The organism is Microbulbifer maximicatervae (SeqCode), from assembly GCF_052467695.1.
Window position 1 is genome coordinate 1,372,695 of the sequence record NZ_CP174320.1, and the last position, 23,637, is coordinate 1,396,331.

At 44.6% G+C, this 23,637-nt stretch carries 16 protein-coding genes; 5 read left to right on the forward strand and 11 right to left on the reverse strand.

Going from position 1 to position 23,637, the window contains the following annotated elements; translation table 11 throughout:
* Positions 1–15 precede the first annotated feature (15 nt).
* Complete coding sequence (gene glmU, locus ACJJI8_RS05955; protein WP_413663859.1) at positions 16–1,377, reverse strand: bifunctional UDP-N-acetylglucosamine diphosphorylase/glucosamine-1-phosphate N-acetyltransferase GlmU; 1,362 nt, start codon at positions 1,375–1,377, stop codon at positions 16–18.
* 226 nt (positions 1,378–1,603) lie between these two features.
* On the opposite strand from glmU, the gene ACJJI8_RS05960 reads away from it, so the two are divergent.
* Positions 1,604–4,957, forward strand: a complete 3,354-nt coding sequence (locus tag ACJJI8_RS05960; protein WP_444934523.1) for an amidohydrolase family protein — start codon at positions 1,604–1,606, stop codon at positions 4,955–4,957.
* Between the two features lie 70 nt (positions 4,958–5,027).
* On the opposite strand, the gene ACJJI8_RS05965 is transcribed toward ACJJI8_RS05960, so the two are convergent.
* The 5 genes from ACJJI8_RS05965 to ACJJI8_RS05985 are packed head-to-tail and all read right to left on the reverse strand — an operon-like array spanning position 5,028 to position 13,722.
* Positions 5,028–6,266 carry a glycosyltransferase family 2 protein gene (locus ACJJI8_RS05965; RefSeq protein ID WP_444934524.1) on the reverse strand — a complete coding sequence of 413 codons (1,239 nt, stop codon included), beginning with the start codon at positions 6,264–6,266 and terminating at the stop codon, positions 5,028–5,030.
* Entirely contained in the window at positions 6,263–8,365 is a 2,103-nt protein-coding gene (locus ACJJI8_RS05970) for a glycosyltransferase (protein ID WP_444934525.1), read from the reverse strand. Before ACJJI8_RS05970 ends, ACJJI8_RS05965 begins: the two co-directional genes overlap by 4 nt.
* 13 nt (positions 8,366–8,378) lie before the next feature.
* Positions 8,379–11,510, reverse strand: coding sequence for a glycosyltransferase family 4 protein (locus ACJJI8_RS05975; RefSeq protein WP_444915129.1), 3,132 nt, complete (start codon positions 11,508–11,510; stop codon positions 8,379–8,381).
* Positions 11,500–12,477 carry an NAD-dependent epimerase/dehydratase family protein gene (locus tag ACJJI8_RS05980; protein WP_444906812.1) on the reverse strand — a complete coding sequence of 326 codons (978 nt, stop codon included), beginning with the start codon at positions 12,475–12,477 and terminating at the stop codon, positions 11,500–11,502. Before ACJJI8_RS05980 ends, ACJJI8_RS05975 begins: the two co-directional genes overlap by 11 nt.
* Before the next feature lie 15 nt (positions 12,478–12,492).
* A complete protein-coding gene (locus ACJJI8_RS05985) occupies positions 12,493–13,722 on the reverse strand; it encodes an NAD-dependent epimerase/dehydratase family protein (protein WP_444906811.1) in 1,230 nt (409 codons plus the stop codon).
* A 409-nt stretch (positions 13,723–14,131) separates the two neighbouring features.
* On the opposite strand from ACJJI8_RS05985, the gene ACJJI8_RS05990 reads away from it, so the two are divergent.
* The 3 genes from ACJJI8_RS05990 to ACJJI8_RS06000 all read left to right on the forward strand — a co-directional run bounded on the left by ACJJI8_RS05990 (position 14,132) and on the right by ACJJI8_RS06000 (position 17,715).
* Positions 14,132–15,478 (forward strand): methyltransferase, encoded by a 1,347-nt coding sequence (locus ACJJI8_RS05990; protein ID WP_413663866.1) that lies wholly within the window; start codon positions 14,132–14,134, stop codon positions 15,476–15,478.
* 23 nt (positions 15,479–15,501) lie between these two features.
* On the forward strand, positions 15,502–16,500 hold the full coding sequence (locus ACJJI8_RS05995; protein ID WP_413663867.1) for a hypothetical protein: 999 nt from the start codon (positions 15,502–15,504) through the stop codon (positions 16,498–16,500).
* Between the two features lie 180 nt (positions 16,501–16,680).
* Complete coding sequence (locus tag ACJJI8_RS06000) at positions 16,681–17,715, forward strand: IS481 family transposase (RefSeq protein ID WP_444932638.1); 1,035 nt, start codon at positions 16,681–16,683, stop codon at positions 17,713–17,715.
* A gap of 72 nt (positions 17,716–17,787) precedes the next feature.
* Here the strand turns inward: ACJJI8_RS06000 and ACJJI8_RS06005 are convergent, their stop codons facing one another.
* Both ACJJI8_RS06005 and ACJJI8_RS06010 read right to left on the reverse strand, forming a co-directional pair.
* Positions 17,788–18,426, reverse strand: a complete 639-nt coding sequence (locus ACJJI8_RS06005; RefSeq protein WP_444934526.1) for a glutathione S-transferase family protein — start codon at positions 18,424–18,426, stop codon at positions 17,788–17,790.
* Between the two features lie 115 nt (positions 18,427–18,541).
* Positions 18,542–18,970, reverse strand: a complete 429-nt coding sequence (locus ACJJI8_RS06010) for a VOC family protein (protein ID WP_444934527.1) — start codon at positions 18,968–18,970, stop codon at positions 18,542–18,544.
* 239 nt (positions 18,971–19,209) lie between these two features.
* Here ACJJI8_RS06010 and guaD point away from each other — a divergent pair, with 239 nt between their 5' ends.
* Entirely contained in the window at positions 19,210–20,604 is a 1,395-nt protein-coding gene (gene guaD / locus ACJJI8_RS06015; RefSeq protein ID WP_444934528.1) for a guanine deaminase, read from the forward strand.
* A gap of 1 nt (position 20,605) precedes the next feature.
* On the opposite strand, the gene ACJJI8_RS06020 is transcribed toward guaD, so the two are convergent.
* The 3 genes from ACJJI8_RS06020 to atpD form a co-directional block, all read right to left on the reverse strand.
* On the reverse strand, positions 20,606–21,592 hold the full coding sequence (locus ACJJI8_RS06020; protein WP_444934529.1) for a hypothetical protein: 987 nt from the start codon (positions 21,590–21,592) through the stop codon (positions 20,606–20,608).
* A 180-nt stretch (positions 21,593–21,772) separates the two neighbouring features.
* Positions 21,773–22,192 (reverse strand): F0F1 ATP synthase subunit epsilon, encoded by a 420-nt coding sequence (locus tag ACJJI8_RS06025; RefSeq protein ID WP_108735087.1) that lies wholly within the window; start codon positions 22,190–22,192, stop codon positions 21,773–21,775.
* 18 nt (positions 22,193–22,210) lie between these two features.
* Positions 22,211–23,614, reverse strand: a complete 1,404-nt coding sequence (gene atpD / locus ACJJI8_RS06030) for a F0F1 ATP synthase subunit beta (protein WP_282930574.1) — start codon at positions 23,612–23,614, stop codon at positions 22,211–22,213.
* Between the last annotated feature and the right edge of the window lie 23 nt (positions 23,615–23,637).

Consider the following 23,637-nt stretch of genomic DNA (forward strand, 5'->3'; position numbering starts at 1 on the left):
TACGGTAAGGGTTATTTAGCTTTTCTTGGTCGGACGCTGCCAGCCGTTAATATTGCGCTGCTTGCTACGCGCTACCGCCAACTCTTTGCTCCCCACAGCCTGGGTAATGGTGGAGCCAGCACCCACTGTGGCTCCGGCGCCCACAGTTACTGGGGCTACCAGAGCTGTGTTAGAACCTATAAAGGCATTGTCGCCGATCTCGGTCAGGGACTTGTTCACACCGTCGTAATTACAGGTAATGGTGCCAGCACCGATATTGACCGCTTCGCCCACCAGGGCATCACCGACATAAGAGAGATGATTAACCTTACTGCCCTCACCAATTTTGGCTTTTTTGGTTTCGACAAAGTTACCCACCTTGGCACCAGTGGCCAGCTCTGTGCCCGGACGCAAACGTGCAAAGGGACCAATAGTGCAAGCCTCACCAATCTCAGCGCCTTCGATAATGGAATTGGCCTCTACCTTGGTGCCATCTGCCAGGCGACAGTTTTTTAGCAGGCAATTAGGTCCAATTTGTACCCCCTTACCCAGTGAAACTGTCCCTTCGAAAATGCAGTTAATATCGATAGAGACATCGGTATCGCACTCCAGGCTGCCGCGAACATCTATACGCATGGGGTCCAATAAAGTCACCCCCGCATTCATAAGACTGGTCGCATGGTTATGCTGCAAAGCGCGCTCCATCTGTGCCTGCTGCGCACGGCTATTTACTCCCGCCACTTCCAGCGGATCACTGGCAATTACTCCCGTTACAGGAATCCCCTCACTGACCGAACGACCGATAATATCGGTCAGGTAGTATTCACCTTGAGCATTGTCACAGGACAACTCCGGTAACCAGCGAGCCAACAGTGCTCCAGGAGTCGCCAAAATGCCGGTATTGACCTCACGGATAGCCAGGGTATCCGCATCGGCATCCTTTTCCTCAACGATCGACTGCACACAGCCGCTGTTATCCCTCACAATACGCCCGTAACCGGCGGGATTGGCCATTTCAACTGACAGCAGGGCAGGTCCGTGATCCGCTGCCGATAGCAGTGATTGCAAACTGCCGGCCCTGACCAGAGGCACATCACCATAGAGCACCAAAACGGTGGCTCCTTCGCGGAAATAGGGCACCGCCTGGGCCACGGCATGCCCGGTACCCAATTGCTGTTCCTGCTCCACAAACCTGACACCACGATCAGCAAAGCGGTCACGTATCAGGTCTGCGCCATGCCCGATTACCACGGTAATCTGTACCTCTCCCAACAACATGGCGGTATCAATTACCCGCTCAAGCATGGGAATACCGCCAATAGGATGCAGCACTTTAGGCAGGTCAGAGTGCATGCGGGTGCCTTTTCCAGCGGCCAAAATCACAACATCGATAGTCATAACGGGTCGATATTCCAATCGTCTACAAAATTTGAGTGCATTGTGGCCACTAGACCCGGTTTACTCAAGCGAACAACAGTTCGCCCCGGGGCCCTGGTATTCAACGCATTAAGATTGCTGCGCCGCTTTGATCCCGGTAATTTACCCCCTGTGAAATCAACCGGTTACTCAACCCAACAAAACAAATATAGCCGCCAAACACAGAATCGGGCGGAGGGATATTTCAATGAACACCACCAAGCAGAACAAGCCGCGCCACCATTTGTTGGCTCTGGCTGTCCTGGCACTGACCCTGCCGATGGGTGCTGCGGCAGAAGCCGAAAGCGCTCTCGAAGCTACCAAAGAAAAGGAAGTAGAAAAGGCGGAAGCCCAATCCTGGGATATCAACAAGCCACCCTACGAATTCAAACCGATCCAGTTGGACACCCGCGAGACCACCTGGAGCAACCTGGATATCAGCCCAGATGGCAAAACCATCCTGTTCGATATGCTCGGCGATATCTACACAGTGCCGGTAGCAGGCGGCGAGGCGGTAGCCCTGACCAATGAAATCGCCTGGAATATGCAGCCGCGCTTCAGCCCGGATGGCAAGACCATCGTGTTTATCAGCGACCGTGACGGCGCCGACAACATCTGGTTGATGGATCGCAATGGCGACAACCTTCGCCAGCTCACGACAGAAAAGGAAAACTTGCTGCACTCGCCCAACTGGAGCCCCGATGGCCAGTACCTGGTAGCGCGAAAAGGCTTTATGTCTGGCCGCAGTATCCCCGCCGGTGAAATCTGGATGTACCACTACGGTGGGGGTGAAGGTCGCCAACTGAAAGAGCGCATCGGTGGCGATATCGCCCAGAAAAATATTGCCGATCCAGCTTTCTCTCCAGATGGACGCTATGTCTATTACTCCATCGATACCACCCCCGGCACCGTGTGGAAGTACAACAAAAACTCCACCCAGGAAATTTTTGCCATCAACCGCTATGACCTCCAGGATGGTGAAGAGGAGACCTTTGTCTCCGGTCCCGGTGGCGCAGTGGCACCTGTACCATCCCCGGATGGCAGTAAACTGGCCTTTATTCGCCGCCAGGACAACCAGACCTCCCTGTTCCTGAAAGATTTGGACACAGGACTGGAAACTCCGGTTTACTCCGGCCTCGAACGCGACCTGCAGGAAATCTTTGGGCCCCATGGCAACTACGTTCAATACGACTGGATGCCCGATGGTGAGTCATTGGTCGTTTGGACTGGCGGTAAATTCCTGCGCATCTCCATCAACGGCGACAGCGTCGCACCGATTGCGGCCCATGTGAAAGTTGAGAAACAGGTAGCGGATGCGGTGCGCTTCCCGGTAGACGTAGCGCCGGAAACCTTCGATGTGAAGATGATTCGCTGGGCGCAGAAATCCCCCAACGGCAAGCAGGTCGCTTTCCAGGCATTGGGCAAGATTTATATTCAGGATGTCGCCAGTGGTGAGCGTCGTCGTCTGACCCGCCAGGACGACCACTTTGAGTTCTATCCCAGCTGGTCCCGCGATGGTCGCGAGATCACCTATGTCTCTTGGGACGACCAAAACCTGGGCCATGTGAGGGTAGTTTCCGCTCGCAACGGTCGCGGTAAAAACATCACCAAGCAGCCGGGCCTGTACGTTGAACCAAGCTTTTCTCCAAGTGGTGACTCTGTGGCCTACCGTCGCTTTACCGGCGGCTATCTGCTCAGCCCCGAGTACTCCCTGGAACCGGGCATTTACCTGGCAGACGCCGACGGCGACTGGCAACGCCGGGTCGTAAAGTCTGGCTATGAGCCTCATTTCGGCGCCAGCGAAGATCGTATCTACTTCTCCGAGTACCAAAACGCTGACGGCGGCAAGCGCGTGCTGAAGAGCACCAACCTGGAAGGCAAGGATGAGCGCGAGCACCTGCACGGCGCTGAGATTACTTCCTTCCGCCTGTCTCCGGACGGCAAGTGGGTTGCCTTCACCCAGGACTTCAAAGCCTTTGTCGCGCCCTTTATGCATACCGGCAAATCCGAGGTTATCGGCCCCGATAGCAAAGCAGTCAAAGTCACCCAGGTATCCAAGCGCGCCGGTGAAAACCTGCATTGGTCTGCCGATAGCGATACTTTGGGCTGGGCACACGGCCCCAAACTGTTCGAGCGTGAACTGAAGGATGCCTTCGAATTTGTCGCCGGCGCTCCGGAGGAACTGCCAGAGCCAGTTTCTGAAGGCATCGACCTGAGCTTTGAACAGTCCTTCGACAATCGCGCAGGTCTCGTTGCCCTCACCGGCGGCAAGGTTGTCACTATGCGCGATGCGGAAAACACCCGTGAAATTATCGACAATGGTGTGGTTCTGTTCCGGGGCAACCGCATTGTCGCCGTGGGACCCGCAGCGGAAGTGGAGATTCCCACGGAAGCGAAGCGTATCGATATCACCGGCAAAACCGTTTTACCGGGGCTTATTGACGCTCATGCCCACGGTGCTCAGGGTCGCGAAGAAATTATCCCGCAGCAGAACTGGAACCTGTTCTCCAGCCTGGCATTTGGAGTGACTACTATTCACGACCCCTCCAATGACAGCAGCGAGATCTTCTCCGCCGCTGAAATGCAAAAGGCCGGCCTGATTACTGGGCCGCGTATTTTCTCCACCGGCACCATCCTCTATGGCGCCAAAGGTCCAGGCTACAAAGCCAAGATCAACTCCCTGGAGGACGCTCAGTTCCACGTGAACCGCCTCAAGGAAATGGGCGCCATCTCGGTGAAGAGCTACAACCAGCCCCGCCGCGACCAGCGCCAGCAAGTGCTGCAGGCAGCCCGCGAAGCCGGCATTATGGTAGTGCCCGAGGGCGGCGGTAAGTACCAGCACAATATGAACATGATTGTGGACGGGCACACCGGTATCGAGCACTCACTGCCGATCGCCAATGTCTACGGCGATGTGGAGCAGCTGTGGAGCCAAACCCAAGTGGGTTATACACCGACCTTCGTCGTGGCCTACGGCGGTCTCTGGGGTGAGGAGTACTGGTATGACCGCACGGAGGTATGGAAGAACGAGCGCCTGACCCGCTTTACCCCCGATTTTATCGTTAACCCACGCTCTATCCGTCGCCCCACTGCGCCGGATGCCCACTACAACCACTTTAATGTGGCCCGTCAGGCCAAGCAGCTGCGCGACGAAGGTGTCACCGTACATATCGGCGCCCACGGCCAGCGCGAAGGGCTTGGAGCCCACTGGGAAATGTGGATGATGGAGCAGGGCGGCTTTACTCCCTGGGAAGCCTTCCGCGCCGGTACCATCGATGGTGCCCGCTACCTGGGTATGGACGGTGATATCGGCAGCATTGAGGCTGGTAAGCTGGCTGACCTGATCGTGGTTGACGGCAACCCCTTGGATAACCTGCGCCTGTCAGAGAACATTACCTACACGGTAATTAATGGCCGTGTGTTTGAGGCGGAAACCATGAACGAAGTAGGGGCTGGCGAACGCTTGGCATTCTTCCACGAACGCCTGCCTATCAGTGCTATGCCCGCTCCTACGGCGGAAGCGGTACAGGAGAAGATGGAACGACACCACTGGGTACACTAACCTCAGGCACAAACTGAGATGCAAACAAAAGGCCGGGGACAAACCTCCCCGGCCTTTTTTGTATAAAGCCCTACCTGGTCCGGCGACGTCCTCCCAGCTTATGCCAGAGAATGGCGCGATAGATTGCGACAGGCAGTCTAAAGATTCCCGTAACCAGCCACCAAAATGACTCATAGATGGCAATCGTCTGATCCACTAATGGATGATCCTGGTCGAGCCTTTCTGGATAGTGATCGTGTCGCAATATGCCCCGATGAAACAGAAATCTGCGTAAAGGCCGGCTCAGTCGCCAACTAAAAGACTTGGTTATACGGTTTAAGTTATCGGCGAGAAAGCTCTCCGAGGCTATCTTTTGCTGTGTGAGCAGTTCGAAATAGTGGCTTTTGGACTTATTTTCATTCTGCCAATCAGTATCAAAATCCATCTTTGTTAGCCAATCGCTTTCCCCGAATCCATCTATCTTGCGCAGATCCGATGTGTATTGCGGGATAGTTATCTGATTTTTAATGATGGCCTTGGAAATGCGATATACATCAGCATTCATCCGGTCAGGGTTCTGCAATTCCCGACTAAGCCTTTGCTGAAAGCCGGACCGGAATTTGAAATGGAGAAGATGAGCGCAATTTTTACTGAGAGGAACCGGCGTACATGAGTGGGTTGAACGTAAATATTGAAAACCCGTCCGCCAATAAACCAACGGAATTTTATAAGATTTAACAAAATAATCAGAAATGCCAGATATTTGCGCTCTGGCTTTGGAGCGAATTTCAAAAAAAGGAAAAGCTAATATGCTTTTTTTCTTAAAGTTTTTATAAGATACATAGTTAGGCGTTGATTCCATTAACTCAGAAAGATTTCTTATGTCATATGCATTCCCTTGAAGGTTGTCACTAAAGAAATCTATTAGTGGAGTATATAGAGCAAAAGCTAATTCACTCTGCATAAGTTGAGTCGTAACCTTCAGTGAAGCTTTACCTAAAATTTCAGGTAACCAGAGAAATTCATCAGCATCTACCACAAGAGTCCATTTTCCCTGACAGTAGTCCCGAGCAACTCTGTTAACCCAATCTACACCTGCGTTTGCCTGGGGGTAGCCACAATCAACTTCGTATAGCTGGACATCATTCTGCTTCAGTAGATAGCTTACCGAGTTATCGCTACTTCCCGTATCCACCAGGTGGAAACATGTCACACCTAAAGACCGGTAGTGGTCGAGAAAAGCCGGGAGAATATCCAATTCATCACGGAAGATACAAATAAGGGGGAAGCGTGTTTCACTAGCACTTTCAATGTACTTAACTACTTTCAAACTTTCACCCTAGCGAATTTACGCAGCTTTCGAATCGTTCGCTTTAAAAACCCTGGCTTATATTTTTCCCCTTTATTTTTTTTGGCATCTTTTTGCTGTTTTCTTAGTAGTAGAAGGCTTTTCTCTTCCGAGTCGAGCCCTTCAAGGTAAGGACTTATTTGCCTGAAATCCCCTTCTTCTTTAAGGTGATTTCTGGATTTCATAGAGTTGTCACCGGTGCGATAGTAATATAAAGGATCAGGATAATAGGATACATTTTCCTTTGCTAAAATTAGCTTGCTATAGAATTCAATATCATCCTTACCTGTTCTATATCTCTCTGTATAACCTCCGTGATCTCTAAACTTAGAAGCTTTTATCAGACACGTCGCATCACCGACTATATTTACTTTCGTTGCCCAAGCTCTAGCTGGCCCCATAAAACGAATTTGAGTTCCGAGCTTACCTTCTGGAGTATTAGGTGCCCCCTTGCCGCTGAATCGGATAGAGCTGCAAGTCAGGCAATCAATATCTGCAAAAGTTGCCGCGCTTACCAACTTATCTACCATTTCCGGCATCATGACATTGTCATCGTCAAAAAAAAGTAGATAATCTCCACTTGCATTTTGTGCTGCAGTATTTCTAGCAGCCCCTACATATCGGTTTTCCTGGTATACAAACTGCCATCCATTCTTCTGATAGTGACTTTCTATAATTTCCAGCGCGTGTAGCGCTTCTTGTGAATGGCTACCATCATCAACCACAATAACTTCTATGTTCTTATAAGTCTGATCTTTAATGCTTTTTAACGCTTGATAGAGAAAGTCTGGACGCTCAAAATGAGTTACGCATATAGAAACCAAGGGATCATGTCTATTGGAAGATCGGGCGTTTTTAATAATTGAATGCTCTTGGCCATGCCATTTATTCCATACATCTAACGACTTCTTAAGCCTCTGGTGTTTTATACCCGGCGCAGGCAGTTTCTTTGCATGTAATTCTAACTTTTTCGCTAAAGCAATATGATTTGGCTTAAAGAGGATTTTTTTTCCATTTTCGTCATCAAGTAACTCTCGAGTACCACCAGTATCAGCAGCAATAAATGGTACTTTAGTTGCAAGGCATTCGTAGACAGAAATCGGGGAATTCTCTAACAAAGCTGGGATCACAGCCAAACGTCCTTCTCCACTCAAATACTCTACAGCCTGTATAGCATTACAATCACTTATAAATGAGACTTCTGTACTCCAATGCTTCTGGTTTTCCTCTATGAATTTTCGCGCATCAAATCGATAAGAGTGTCCTCCCAAAAAAGTAATCGATGGTAATCTAACCCCTCTTTTAGCAAGAGTGTTTAATGCATTCACAAAAAGAATAATCCCCTTACGAGGTTCAAGACGCCCGAAAAACACCCATTCTTTTGTCTCTAAGTTACTATTTTTTATGGCTTCATTATCAGGTAATAGATCGTCCAAAAATACATTTGGCCAATAGTAACTGCGCTCAGGCAGGCGGTATTTATTATTTTTCATCCAGCAGACTAAATGCTGACTCCCACAGATCAGAGTATCTGCCATCTCAGCACTTCTACGCTCCATAAATACCCACCCCAATTGCCGTTCCTCTTTAAGGAATTGTTGATTACCTTCGGCAGACCAGAGTGTTGGGGAAGAACCTTTAACAGCAAAATGTATATCTTGGAATGCAATACCAAGACTCTTGGCAAGTAACGCTATATAACCCATTCCACGCCATTCTGAAACATGGACAATATCAAAGCGATCATTTCTCTTGAGCCACTCATAGGCTGCATAGGGCATTGCCATAGTGCGAGCCATTGTCGTTTTAGCTAGTGCCTGCGGTGCAACACCATGAAATTCAACATTAAGTTTTGCAAAAAAATTTTTTGTGATTTTCATTTTCACAGGATTTTTTGCTAGACCATTAACGAAACAGATGGTGACTTTGTGACCAGATCTCTGTAGAAAAACAGCCAAATGAAAGTAAGCCGTTCCAATGCCACCATTTTTTATTGGACCAAACATATCCTCCGTTAGGATGCATATACGTTTAGGTTTCTGAACAGCTTCAAGGCGTAAATCCTCGTGAAGCTCTTTCATTATTCAAGCCACCTTAGATCGCAACTAGCATTTGTTTAAGATAACGCAATCGACCATTTCGTAAGACAAGTCCATTTTCCTTAACACGTACGGTAATCTCTGAGTTTTCCTGCTTTATTTCAGGTGTTAATGAGAACCGGAATCCATACCAAGCTAGTTTCGGGTTTCGAGTACCGAAACGTTCCACATAGCGATTCGCCGTGGCTTCAGCTACAATGTTTCCGTTTACCTCTAAGACAATCACTAAATTTTTAGCTATATTGCTTCTATCCCATGCCCATCCCTCAAGAACCCGTGGATCGAGTGCAAAAAGCTCTCGTGGTGGAATTGACCCCTTAATAGGTGAGCCAGTATATCCCTTAAATATACGTTGCAAGGTAGTACCTGATTTTTGAATCACAGCCTGAAAACTAAACTTGGGTTTAAATTCAGTTTCATTGATTTTTCCCTGCTCATGGATAATTTTTGCAATATCATGTTCAGGCTCATCCTTACCTTCTACTGTATAATCCTTGTCTACAAACTCTCCTACCTCTGCGTGATCTTGCCCATATAAAGTGGTATCTTCGGTATCTATCCCTTGAATGTTTTCAGGTGTGTTATTTTCTGTTTTAGAGAAGAAACTCCAGGTATATTTTTGGTTAAATATCTCCTCAACAGCTACCTCATTAAGTATTGGACTTCCAGAGATAGCTGCAAATACATTTTTAGATAGTTTTATAACCCGTATAAAACGGGTGTAAGTCATTTCTTGATCTTCTAACAGAAACTTAATATTAAATTTTTCACCTTCTTCCCATTTATCTGGAATTGGGAATCTATGTAAAGTAAGTTCATTATCTTGTAGCTCCAAAGAAATTGATTGGGGCTCGCCATTAACAATTAATTGCCTATTTCCCGGACCTTTGGCTACACAGAGCAAATGGGAATTTCTCTCGTCCAAACCAACAACTACCCTCGGATTACGATTTTTCATTTTACGAGGCCGGTCGGCATGTAAAAGCCACACAGGTTCCTCATCCAAACGATTCTTATCCCGATAAAGTGCTGGTCTTAATTTAGCTCCAATAGGCTGAGCTGAAGGAAGAAGGGCTAGTTTACGATAGGCAATATTATCATTTTCAATCAACGACATTGAGCGAAGGTAGACAGAGTTAGCGTTATTTCGAGATTCTTCCAATTCCTCTAAATAGTAATCACTACGAAGATGGCACTCAGGAATAACCATCAATTCAAACCCAAATTCTTTGTTCGCCCTTAAAATATATTCTTGTACCAAACCGTAGCGAATATCATAAGGGAGTATTGACCCCACCTTGCTTGATACCAGTTTTGGGATACAAATAATATTTGTGCCTATTGCATTTCCAAAGCTGATCTCAGAGACGATATCTCCACCTATCGGCATTACCACCTTGTTTTCAGGTAGAGATAAAAAGCTAGTGATTATGAATTCATGATTTATTTGAAGAGTTTTGCGTAACTCACCACAAAATTTTCCACCTAATCGAGAGGATGTACCATCACAGAGAATGCAAGCATCTAGAGTACTTTCAGAAAGACTTTTTGCCAGTGCAATCCCTGCTGGAAATCCAATGAAATCCACCAAACTACAATTGAGACCGGCTTCCAATAGAAAGTTAGAAGCTCTCTCAGCAATATTTTCAAGATAGGGATCAATTAATAAAAATTTGATGGAGTCGGGTCTATCAACTAAAAGTGCCTCAGAAAACTCCATAACACTCTCAGTATCCCGCAATAGAACAACCACTTCTAGGGTCGGTAGCTCCATCTCATTAGAAGCTGTTAAGGTGGGAGAGCCTGTAATCTTGGTGATCGCTTCAGCGCCACTATACTGCTTAAAAAGATCTGCTAAGTAGGCATGAAAACCATACCAAACTTGAAGGTTATAATTGTTATCAAAACTGGAATGCGCAATCTTATGCCCATTCTTCAGTACCTCTGCTAGCCTTTTCGCAAGCTCAAATGCGTAGGGTGCGATAAGACAACTTTCATGGTCTTCTTTTGCGATAAGCTCTGGAGTTCCCCCTACTCGCGTTGCAATAAAAGGAATATTATTCTCTAGTGTTTCATATACTGCCATGGTGGAGTTTTCAATCAGGGAGGGCATTACCGCTATCATATCCCTGGAACATAAAAACGAGAGAGCTTCCGGCTGGTTATAATCTGTGATGCAATTGACTTCAAAACTCCAAGTAGATGCTTTTCGCTCAATATAGTCCGCAACCTTCTCATTGTTTTGATTAGGTAAGGCTTCACCATATTTACCTAGGAAATTAACTCTGGTAGGACAAGTCCCCGTCCGCTCAAGTAAATCCAGAGCGGTACAAAAGAGCTCCAATCCCTTCCGCATTTCCAAACGACCAAAGAAGGTCAATTCGTTAGTGCGAACTACATCACCAGGCTGTCGATTAATGCGTTTATCATCAACGGGAACTTCAGAAAAATCGAGAATATTTGGCTGAACATAAGTTGATGTTGGCAGCTTATAGCCGACATAGCGCATAAAGCAAAGTAGATGTGCGCTACCACCAATTACCATATCGGCAAATTCAACACATTTCTGCTCAGCAAAACTCGCTGGTAACAGCTCCCTTTTTACCAATGGCTGCATTTGATAATGGCGATTCCAGAGGTGCGGGGACGATGTCTTTACAATAAATAATGTATCTTTAAACGCCAATCCCAACTTCTTAACCATCAACGCATAAATTAATCCACCTCGCCATTCGGAAGTGTGGATAACATCAAAACGTCTCTGTTCAATTAACCAGCGGTATGCCGCACTATATCGTCGCTGCCAACCCTGTGAGGGGCCAATTATTGTTTCATCCGTGTGCACCAAATAGTGCAGTGAAACACCAAAATTGGAATATTCCTCAACCCAATACTCAGGTGTTTCATTCTCAACTGTTTCACCTTTTAAGTAGAGCACATGTACTTCATGCCCATGTGCTGCCAGTCCTTTCGCTAGGTGATAGTAGGTTGAAGCAATCCCTCCATTTCTCACCGGACCTAGGATTTCTTCTGTGGCTATACAAACTCTGAGCTTCTGGTCCGACTCAAAACCTGCATAAGCATTTAAATCAGGGAATGATTCTACTGAAAATTTGTCAATCTGCATTCTGTAGGGCCCTCTGCGAGAGGCTAGGCTTCAGAACATCCTCCTTATTGACAAAGTAATCCCATGTAATTTGAATACCGTCCCTTAATGATACCTCCGGCCTAAAGCCCAAGTACTGTTTTGCTTTAGTAATATCCGTATAGTTATGGCGCACTTCACCTGCCCTGAAAGGGTGGTTAGCTATTTCAAGATCTTCATGGCAGCCCGAGACATCCCTTAGTAAACTAATTACTTCGTTAATTGACGTCGGCTGGCCGCTACCCAGCTGAAATACCCCATTTTCTCTCTTTTCCAGAGCCCTAATTATTCCCTGGCAGAGATCGCCTACAAAAATAAAGTCTCTAGTCTGATAGCCATCTCCGTAGACATCACAGACCTGTCCTTTCAGAATATTTTTAATAAAGGCTGTTATCACACTTCCTTTGTGAAAGGAAAGCGGACCATAAACATTAGAGAATCGTAAAGAAGTTATTGATAATCCATAACTTTGAGAATATGCAGAACAGTAGGCCTCTGCTGCAGCCTTAGACGCACCATAAGCCGATGCGGGATTCACTGGCATTAATTCGTGTACTGGTGGATCAGCTTCTCCAATGATCGCCCCACCTGTAGAAGCATTAATGAGATGTTTAACCTCATACCTTCGCATCGCTTCCAGAAGATTGACTGTCCCTTGTACATTTACTTCAAAGTTATAGACTGGATTATTTATTGAATTAATAACACGTGTATCTGCAGCTAAGTGTATAACAGCATCAGCATGCTTTACTGCCTCATCTACATCCCGCTGATTTCTAACATCTCCTCTGATAAATTGATGAGGTATTCCGGCTAATGCTGCAGTAGTGCCAGTGACCTCATTATCTAAAACTAAAATTTCGTCATATAAACTCAAAGCATTGAGATATTTGACTAAATTTGAACCTATAAATCCACATCCACCAGTAATAAGGATTCGCGTAGACATAGCTAAAGCTACTCACTAAGAAATGGTTTCTGTAACTTCACTAGTTTTTTCCCGATAGGAAATATCGGCTAGTTTATTACCTTGTGTCCAATAGGAAACGCAAGGTATTTTTGTATGATCAGCCCGATCTTGATATTGCATTGTTATATCTGTAATTTCTTGCAGAAGGCTATCTTTAATAAGAATCGGCTGCCATCCAAATGAACGAAGTAAATCATTTTTTACATTGAGATCATTTCTCTCTGCCTCCTTCCTAGGGTTTGGCAGATAACTTATTTCACAGTCTGTCAGTGATTGAACTAATTGTGCAAGATCGGAAAGTGTTTGCGTTTCCGCCATCTGATTGAGAATCAGTGGCCGTTCACCGAGTTCCGGTGGATGTAAAAGTGCCCGCTCAATACATTTGCAAGTATCAGAGATATGGATAAATGCACGAGTTTGACCACCTGTGCCATGAACAGTCAGTGGGAAACCGACAGTCGCTTGCATTAGAAATCTATTTAGGACTGTGCCGTAGTCCCCGTCATAATCAAAACGATTTATCAGACGCTCATCCAGACTAGAGAGTTCAGTCTGCGTTCCCCAAACAATCCCCTGGTGAAGATCGGTAATACGAAGCCTGTCATTTTTCGCATAATACTGAAACATCTGCGAATCCATCGTCTTGGTCATATGGTAAATGGAGCCGGGATTAGGCGGGTAAACGATGGAGTCTGAAATTTGACGATTATCAACTGTCTCTATTTTTACATCCAAGTAACCTTCAGGTATTGGTATGGGCTCCTCATGGCCGTAACCATACACTCCCATTGTACCGAGGTGAACCAAGTGAATATCAAGCTGCGTCTCTACAATCGCATTGAGAATATTATGAGTACCACAAATATTATTAGCGATCGTATAATTTTTAGTAGCGCTGCTTTTCATCGAATAGGGCGCAGCGCGCTGCTCACCAAAATGAACTATACTATCTGGCTTTTCCTCCTCTAGGAGATTTACAAGATCGTTAAATTTCTGGGAAACATCCAACTCGACAAAGCGAATAGCCTTTCCCGTTAATTCAAACCAGGTATCAATACGCTCTTTCAGTTCTCGAATCGGTGTCAATGATTCTACATTGAGCTCACTATCAATTTTTCTTCTAGAAAAATTGTCAATAATAATAATTTCATGACCTAAATTACTCAGATGTAATGAGGTTGGCCATCCACAAAAGCCATCGCCACCGACTATTATCAGTTTCAAAGAGCCACCTCCACAAGTTTTGCCAACCAGGCCGTTGGCAGATCAATTTATTCAGGATTGAGGTGTTATCGTCTGCTGCTTAATTGGATAACGTGAATCTTACAAAATCCAATTTATAACACAGGCTTTCCAGCTTTACCGATTATACGAGTTAGCATCCGCGCCAACTTTTATAGATTGCACCTTGAATAGTTTTCTCAGAGAAAATAAATTTATTATTTGACAGCTCCAACTTTCACATTTATGAATATTTTCATAGCTTAAGAAAATCAGTGCTAGCTGCGAGCATGTACTCAATAATAAGCAATCTTATTATATTTGATTTAAATCGAGCGCAACTGCACCTATTTGCAGCATGCAAGTCAATATCCACGCCAAAAAACCTGGTTACCATTACTTGGAAAATTAAATGTCTACTTTAGAAATCAATCAGCTGGATAACTTTGAACAAGGGAAGCAAGCTGCATTAGCTGGAGAAATAGACCTGGCGAGAGAGTTATTGCGTCCAATTGCCGATCTCAACCCTTTTCATCCGGCTACTTATTTTCTGTGCTATGCCGAATCAAAAAATGGTTCGATTCTAAATTGTGATAAGTATGCGCTGACCTTCATCTCAAGACATCCACACCATGTAGGCATGAGAATAATCTCCGCTATGCTAAATATAGCTAAAGGAGACATAGATCAAGCTGAAAAAGATATAAAAATAGCAATCAAGTGCAACCCAGAACATAAACGAGCTCTGAAAGTCTTTGACCAAGTCAAACTGATACGAATCGAAAATAACGCCAGGGAAGCGATTGAAATTTTAGACACTTCCCGTTCTCACCCTGCATTTTCAAAACTTTCCCGCTCAAAGGCAGCAAAACAACTGAAGAAAATAGAACCTTTAGAAGATTGGGACAATCATGAATTACAGGCTAAAATCGCATTTTTCCACAACTGCACTAATATACGCCACGCACTGAAGAATTTTGATTCGGATCTCATCACTAGTGCCGTTGAACTCGGCTACTGCTCATGGCCAAGAAAATTACATAAATATGTACAAGGGTGCAATGTTTTAGATGTCGGTTGTGGTTTTGGCGGCTATGCCATGGGCTACCTCTGTGCTGGAGCAAACAGTTATACCGGTGTAGACCCAGCAATGTCTTTAGACTCCAGGAGGGTTCGCAATAAAAGGATAAGAAAGTGGGTTAACGCTCCAATGTCCGGCCAGGACATCATGGATTTGATCCCGGATATTGATCTACGCCAGTGCTCTACCCGCGATCTCGTCGGTATAAAGACCTTTGATACGGTTTGCCTTCACAATGTCACTGAGCACCTATTGGAAATTGAGGGTGTATTCGAGGATATTGCGGGGCTGTTAACCAAAGGAGGGAAAATTATATTTCTGCATCACAACTTTTATGGCTGGAGTGGGCACCATATGCCTCCTCATAATCCATCAGTTTTGGATGAAGGGAATCCAGATCATCTTAAGTTTTGTGATTGGAACCATATTAATATTGTCCGCCATTTGCCACATGACCACTATTTACACACACATCTAAATCGCATTCGAATCGATGAATTACGCGCATTAACACGTAAGTATTTTAATATCGAAACCTGGGAACTACAGCCTTCCCATAGTAATGTTTTAGAGCGTTTAACTCCGGAAATAGAGACCAGGGTAAGAGAAGAAATTCCTGATATTACACTGGATGAAATGAAGACAAATGTTGTTTTTTGTGTAGCTTACGCTAAGTAATCAATTATTTCCGGAGCAAAATAATGTACGAAATTGATGATGCGGAAATTGCAAGGGGTTGTTATGTACACCCAGAAATTTCATTCTCTAAAACTGAAGTCCCCCAGAGCGTATTTGAGACACCAGGGATGGTTTCGATTGCGGAACGTAAATTACTCTATTCATTGGCGTCAAAAAATTTTCAGCAAAAAGGGTATATTGTTGATGCCGGAAGCTTTATGGGAGCATCTGTGGTTTCTCTCGCACATGGGTTGATGAGTAACTCAGATTTTTCAAACAACAGAAACTCAAATATATTGGATAGTAAACCTATTAGTAGTTATGAATTGGGTTTTCTACCTAAACCTGCAAATGGTTCGGATCGTGTTTGGGAGTGTGACTCACTAACCTATAAGTTTGGTGAATCTTTTGTTCCAATACTAGAAAATAGTATTTCTCCATTTCAATCATTGATTGAACTAAATATCGGTGATTTTAATGAGTTTTCCTGGCCTGATAATCCAATTGAAATTTGTTTTATTGATGTATGTAAAACTCAGGACCTAAATAAACATGTTTCAGCAGAGTTTATGCCAAAGCTTATTGAGGGCGAATCATTTTTCATTAATCAAGATTTTTTCTTTGATCGTTTACCATGGATTAAAGTAACCATGGGATATCTTGAAGATTATTTCGACTGGTATGGGCAAGTATTCTCAAGTTCAATCTATAAGTGTAAAAAACCAATTCCTAAGGAAGTAGCTGAATACGACCCATTCACCGAAGCTAGCCTAGAGGAATGCTTGAAGCTACACGATAATCATCCTAAAGAACATCTAACAGATGCTCACAAATTAAGAATGTGCTTATCTCGCTCATACCTTATTGCAATGAAAGGGGATAAAGATGAAGCACTAGATTATCTCAAAGTAGTTGAAAGTGATTATGAGCATATGATGGATGAAAATACTTCTATAGACAGAAATGATCGTTTTCGATTCAACAGAGCTGTTCGGCAAATAAAAAGCGGAATTTTTAGTTGAAAACTAGTATTTGGGATAAATTAGAAAGGTCAGAAGTATAATTTCTGACCTTTTAGTTCAAACAAAATATATTTAAATGTATTAGTTCAGAACAAATCTGACACATCCTCTTGAAAAAGAGGGGTTTACCGGTTTTGATGAAGGTGCCTAAACCTAAAAGCAAAACCAAGGATAAACCCCATGATCCATACTAATGATCGCATCATCAAACACAAGACCGGATTGCTAAATCTGGCAGAAGAACTCGGAAATATCTCCAAAGCATGTAAGATGCTGGGTGTATCGAGAGACACTTTCTATCGGTACAAGGAAGCCGTTTCAAGTGGTGGCGTGGACGCCCTTCTTGAGAAGAACCGGCGTGTACCCAACCACAAGAACCGTGTTGACACAGTCATTGAAGAGGCAGTGTTAACTTATGCCCTCCAAGAGCCTGCCCATGGGCAGGTTCGAGTTTCCAATGAACTGCGTAAACGCGGTGTATTTGTGTCCCCTAGTGGCGTTCGGAGTATCTGGTTACGGCATGACCTAGCTAACTTCAAATTGCGATTAAAGGCACTTGAGGCCAAGGTCGCTGAGGAGGGACTGATCCTCACGGAGTCACAGGTTCAGGCTTTGGAGAGAAAACGGCATGATGATGAAGCCTGTGGTGAAATTGATACTCAACACCCTGGTTATCTGGGCTCGCAGGATACCTTCTATGTAGGAACCTTTAAGGGCGTCGGACGTGTCTACCAACAAACCTATATCGATACCTATGCGAAGGTGGCTCATTGCAAGCTGTACACCACCAAAACGCCAATCACTGCGGCAGACCTCCTGAATGACCGTGTACTACCGTTTTATGCCTTACATGATCTACCGGTGCTGCGTATCCTAACTGATCGCGGTACAGAGTATTGTGGCAAATTGGAACAGCACGACTACCAGTTATATCTAAGTGTGAACGAAATAGAACACACCAAGACAAAAGCCAGACATCCACAAACTAACGGGATCTGTGAGCGCTTCCATAAAACTATTCTACAAGAGTTCTACCAACCTTCATTACGCCGCAAGATCTATGGATCAATAGAAGAGTTACAAAAGGATCTGGACGAGTGGCTCACATATTACAATAATGAGAGAACCCATCAGGGTAAGAAGTGTTGCGGTCGAACACCGTTAGCCACTCTTGAAGATGGAAAAAGCATCTGGAAGGAAAAGCTCGTAAACTGAATTTGACCTGACAGAGCACCTCCTGAAAAACCGGTAACTGTCAGATCAAGTCTGAACTACTACAATTTAAATTTAAGCGGGACTTATATTCATGTCTTTTCCCAAAGCTACATCAAGTTCATGAGCTCGCTGAAATGCTTTACGGTGAGATAAACGAGTTACATACTCCTGATACTCTTCACGTTTATCTATAGTTCCAAACTGTAACCCCCACCCCAGCTGTGCACCAATATATACATCTGCTGCTGTAAAACGTTCTCCAACAATATACGGGTTTGATTTAATCGCACTAGATAACGTATCTAGTGCCAATTTATAATTACCGTAACCCAACATTTGCTGTTTATCTTTAGCCACATCTTCATCAAAGATATATTTATTCACAATGGCGGACTCCAGAGGTCCAGCCGAATAAAACATCCAACGGTAATAATTGGCACGCTCTTCGTTATTTATCGGAGACAAACCTGAACCGGAAAACACATCTGCCAAGTAGACACATATTGCTGCTGCTTCAGTTATTATTTTGTTGTCGTGCACTAGTGTTGGAACTTTCCCCATGGGATTCAAAGCAAGATACTGTGGCGATTTCATGTCTTCGCCATATTCAAGTACTTTAGTTTGATAGGGTACCGATATCTCCTCTAGCATCCATCGAACAATACAGCCTCTCGATTGAGGGTTCGTATAAAAGATTATTTTATTTGCCATTTTAATATCTCGAATTTATATGGAGACATAAATTTTAGCTAGGCTAGTATCATTTATTCGAGAGATTTACATGTCAAGTTGTTTAGTAGAAGTACTATCTATTTGCTTGGACAATTCACTCGGCTAATTCCACAGTTATATTCTCTGGCCCCAAGATAAATGCTAATTTTTTATTTTGATATTCCAATATTCCACTTCTTGTGCTAATTCCTTGCTTCGATAAATACTCTAAAGCCTCATTCAAATTATCTACCTTTAAACACAAATGGTTATAACCGGGCCTTGCCAAGTCAATTAGTGATGGATTAGTTTTAACCACTGGATTTCGGTAGTGAAGTAGCTGTATCTCAAATTTCGGAGATGACTGCTTTAGTACCATCGTAAAGTGATCTGCTTCTACATTATCCACCTGGAGATACCGTGACGCTTTCTCGCCAGTTAGAAAATTTTTGAGTAGAAGCTCAAAACCCAGCAATTCAAAAAAACTGACACTTTCCTCTAATTTCGTAACAACTACTGTTACGTGATCTGGATGTTTAAACATGGATTGAGAGCCTTCAATCTAGATTTAAGTACAAGTTTAGATGGAATTTATTAAGTTTTTTCCAAATACAAAATATACAAATCAAATTTCTGTATTTTTAAGTAGGTTATTACTCAATATATAATTTAATTTGTTGTTTTGTATTCCAGCTCTTCTAGAGACACCCGAAATAAATTTGTCACATTATCTTTCAAATGCTAAATATATAGGTTTGCTTATTGTTTTAACGGAGTGAACTGGTGGTCGAAACTTTATCCTTAAGCAGCAATATAAAGTCCAATTTAGCTAAATTATTTCTATTACTCTCAGCCTCTAGCAACTTTGTTTATGCAGAGACAACTATATATCAAGGTGACATACTTCATTTTACTGCCGACCCGGCGAAGACTAGTAAAGCTTATGAATATATTGAAAATGGTGGATTAATTGTCAAAGATGGAATAATTGCCGGGATAATTTCTGAAGAAGAAATTTCGGTAAAAAAAAGAGGCGCAGAGATTGTAGATTATCGCGGCAAGTTAATACTTCCCGGCTTTATCGATTCTCATATTCACTATCCACAGACGGGAATGATTGCGGCTCATGGCGAGCAATTACTAGAGTGGCTTAAAGAATACACCTTTCCAACTGAAAGGAAATTTTCCGATAAAGAACATGCAAAGGAGGTTGCAGAGTTCTTTATTAGTCAGTTACTAAAGAATGGCACAACATCAGCACTTGTATTTGGTACCGTTCACCCAGAATCTGTAGATGCTCTCTTTGAAGTTGCTCAACGGGAGAACATGCGACTAATTGCAGGTAAGGTACTGATGGACCGCAATGCCCCAGAATACCTGCAAGATACACCCGAAAGTGCCTATTCCGATAGCAAGAAGCTGATTGAACATTGGCATAAAAAGGATCGATTGAGCTATGCCATCACTCCAAGATTTGCCCCTACAAGTACTCCTGAGCAGCTTAAGCAGGCAGCTAAGTTACTAGATGAATATCCCGATGTGTATATGCATACCCATGTTTCTGAAAATAAAGATGAAATTAATTTGGTAAAATCATTGTTCCCAGAAGCAAATAGTTATCTTGATGTTTATAACATATATGGATTAAATCGCGACCACTCAGTGTTTGCTCATGGTATTTACCTGGATGACCAAGAGATGGAAAGTTTGGCTTCAGTAGGTAGCGCTATAGCTTTTTGCCCAACGTCTAATCTGTTTCTAGGGAGTGGATTATTCCCGCTTAATAAAGCTGAAGAAATCAATGTTAGTGTGGGCCTGGGAACCGATGTGGGGGCCGGCACCAGTTTCTCGATGTTAGAGACTATGGATGAGGCCTATAAGGTAGTTCAGCTACAGAAGTCGATTGGAATTAACAACAATATAAAAACACTCTCTCCGCTAAAAGCTTTCTATCTTGCAACCTTAGGATCTGCAAAAGCATTGGATATCGATGACAAAGTTGGAAACTTTGAAGAAGGAAAAGAAGCAGATTTTATTGTCATTGATTTAGAATCAACCGATTTAATGAATTTTAGAATGAAGTCTGTAATGACACTTGAAGAAAAGCTATTTGCCCTTCAGGTTCTTGGTGATGACAGAGCTATATACAGCACTTATATAATGGGTGATAAAAAATAATTTATCTAGAGTTTGATATCGCAACACCTATTTTTTGATACTCTTTTCTTACTCGCTCTAAGTGATCAGCCCCAAGGTAGTAGTCGCCCTTTCCAATAAAGCTCTCCCAAACAAAAGGAAAAATTGCGACAACCTTGGGGTTTGCAATCGCAAAATTATAAGCCTGTCTTGCTCGATCAATTAACTTCTCTTCCTCTATTGTACCAAAACCTATATTTGACGTCTTAAACGCTCGTGGAATTAAGTAATACTTAACATCTATATGAGATGTTTTATTCATTAATTCTTTTACAATTTTATACTGGAAGTTAATACCAACATAATAGTCAACTCCAAATAAGTCATAGTTCTTCGGTATTATTTTTTTAAAATTTGATTTATTTACAGTCTTGTTAGTAAATGTAATAGCTCCTTTAACACTAGGAAAATCTTGTTTTATTAGCTCTGAAATTTCTTCTAAAAATAATTTAAGGTCTAGATCAGACATGCTTGATCTATAAAAAGGCTCATCCAAAGGATCAAATGCTAAAATTATATCCTCGTATGGTTCTAATTTTTTCTTGGCCCTTTGCCATCTTTCATAATAATCATCCATTCTTTTAAGCTTATTTGATCCATCAAAAAAGATCGGAGCTACTTGTACCCATAGCTTTAATCCGTGTCTCCTAGCTGCTTCCATAATATGTACGTCACTGTTATATACATCCACGAATGTAGAGAATTTTGCGACTTCAGGAATTTCATCTATTGTCCAGCCGGAATGGTAGAAACCAAATTCAACTAAGTGTTCAGGCACTACATTGCCTGGATCTAAGTATGCTACGGAAGCTATATTTCCATGAATTAGTAGCGGCTTATGTGGCTTTAGTTTTTCAGCTACCGTAGGCTTGTTGCTGGCTTTGATTAAAGTTGTAGCCACAGCATTGTACGTAGGTAAACAGAGAGCAAGAGTGAAAAGTAAATAAGCGACAGTTAACATCCATTTCATAGTTGAATACTTCTTCAATCCATAAACATACAACCATCGCTTGTAACTATAGTCGTTAGAAGATGTGAGCAGGGTAGGGGGTGGTAAGAGACTTTTGAAGTTTTCCAGAAAAATAAAAAAAGCAGCCGAAGCTGCTTTTTTGTCACCTGTAAACAGGCCTTACGAGTAGGTAAGAACTGTTTACTTACCGGCCGCCTTGCGAATTGCCTGCAGGGTACGCAGACGCGCTTCGGCTTCGGCCAGCTGGGCTGAGATGCGCGCGTAGTCGACTTCAGACGGCGCCTTGTGCAGGGCGTGTTCCGCTTCTTCGCGGGCCTTCTGCGCGGCGTCTTCATCGATCTCACGTTCGGCTACATCGGCGAGGATAGTCACCATATTAGGTTGTACCTCGGCGTAGCCACCGCTGACGAACAGTACTTCCTCTTCACCACCGGGCTTGATGATGCGCACCGGACCGGCTTTCAGAGCGGTGAGCAACTGAGCGTGACCGTAGGAGAGACCCAGCTCACCCTCGATACCACTCACAATCACCATCTCTACCAGTCCGGAGAAGAGAGACTGCTCGGCGCTGACAATGTCACAATGTACTGTCATGGCCATAGTATATGCCTCTCTCGATTAGCCCTTGGCTTTGTTGGCTTTTTCCACAGCTTCGTCGATGGTTCCCACCATGTAGAAGGCCTGTTCCGGCATGTGGTCATATTCACCGTTCAGGATGCCCTGGAAGCCACGGATGGTTTCTTTCAGGGAAACGTATTTACCTGGTGCACCGGTGAAGATTTCCGCAACGTGGAACGGCTGGGACAGGAAGCGTTCGATCTTACGGGCGCGGGCTACGGTCTGCTTGTCTTCTTCAGACAGCTCGTCCATACCCAGGATCGCGATGATGTCCTTCAGCTCTTTGTAGCGCTGCAGTACAGACTGTACGCCGCGAGCCACTTCGTAGTGCTCCTGACCAATTACCTGTGGGTCCAGCTGACGAGAGGTGGAGTCCAGCGGGTCAACAGCCGGGTAGATACCTTTAGCGGCGATATCACGGCTCAGTACTACAGTGGAGTCCAAGTGCGCGAAGGTGGTCGCCGGAGATGGGTCAGTCAAGTCATCCGCCGGTACGTATACCGCCTGGATAGAGGTGATAGAGCCAGTCTTGGTGGAGGTAATACGCTCCTGCAGAACGCCCATCTCTTCCGCCAGGGTCGGCTGGTAACCTACCGCAGAAGGCATACGGCCCAGCAGTGCGGATACTTCGGTACCGGCCAGGGTGTAGCGGTAGATGTTGTCGACGAACAGCAGTACGTCTTTACCTTCATCACGGAATTTCTCCGCCATGGTCAGACCGGTCAGGGCTACACGCAGACGGTTGCCGGGCGGCTCGTTCATCTGGCCGTAAACCATCGCCACTTTGGAGTTGGCTTTGTTTTCCAGGTCAACAACGCCGGATTCAGCCATCTCGTAGTAGAAGTCGTTACCTTCACGGGTACGCTCACCAACACCTGCGAACACGGACAGACCGGAGTGCTCGGTAGCGATGTTGTTGATCAGTTCCATCATGTTTACGGTTTTACCTACACCGGCACCACCGAACAGACCAACCTTACCACCCTTGGCGAACGGGCAAACCAGGTCGATTACCTTGATGCCGGTTTCCAGCAGCTCGGTAGAGCTGGACTGCTCTTCGTAGGTCGGTGCAGCGCGGTGGATAGAGGAGCGCTCTTTCTCACCGATAGGGCCACACTCGTCAATCGGGTTGCCGAGCACGTCCATGATGCGACCGAGGGTTTCCAGGCCAACCGGTACAGAAACCGGAGCGCCGGTATTGCGCACGGACAGACCGCGGCTGACACCTTCGGATGAACCCATGGCAATAGCGCGTACCACGCCGTCACCCAACTGCTGCTGCACTTCCATGGTGAGGTTCTTGTCCTCAACCACCAGTGCGTCGTATACATTCGGAACTGAATCGCGTGGGAATTCCACGTCGATGACCGCTCCGATCACTTGCACAATTTGCCCGTTACTCATTTCCGGATCCTCAGCTTTAAATT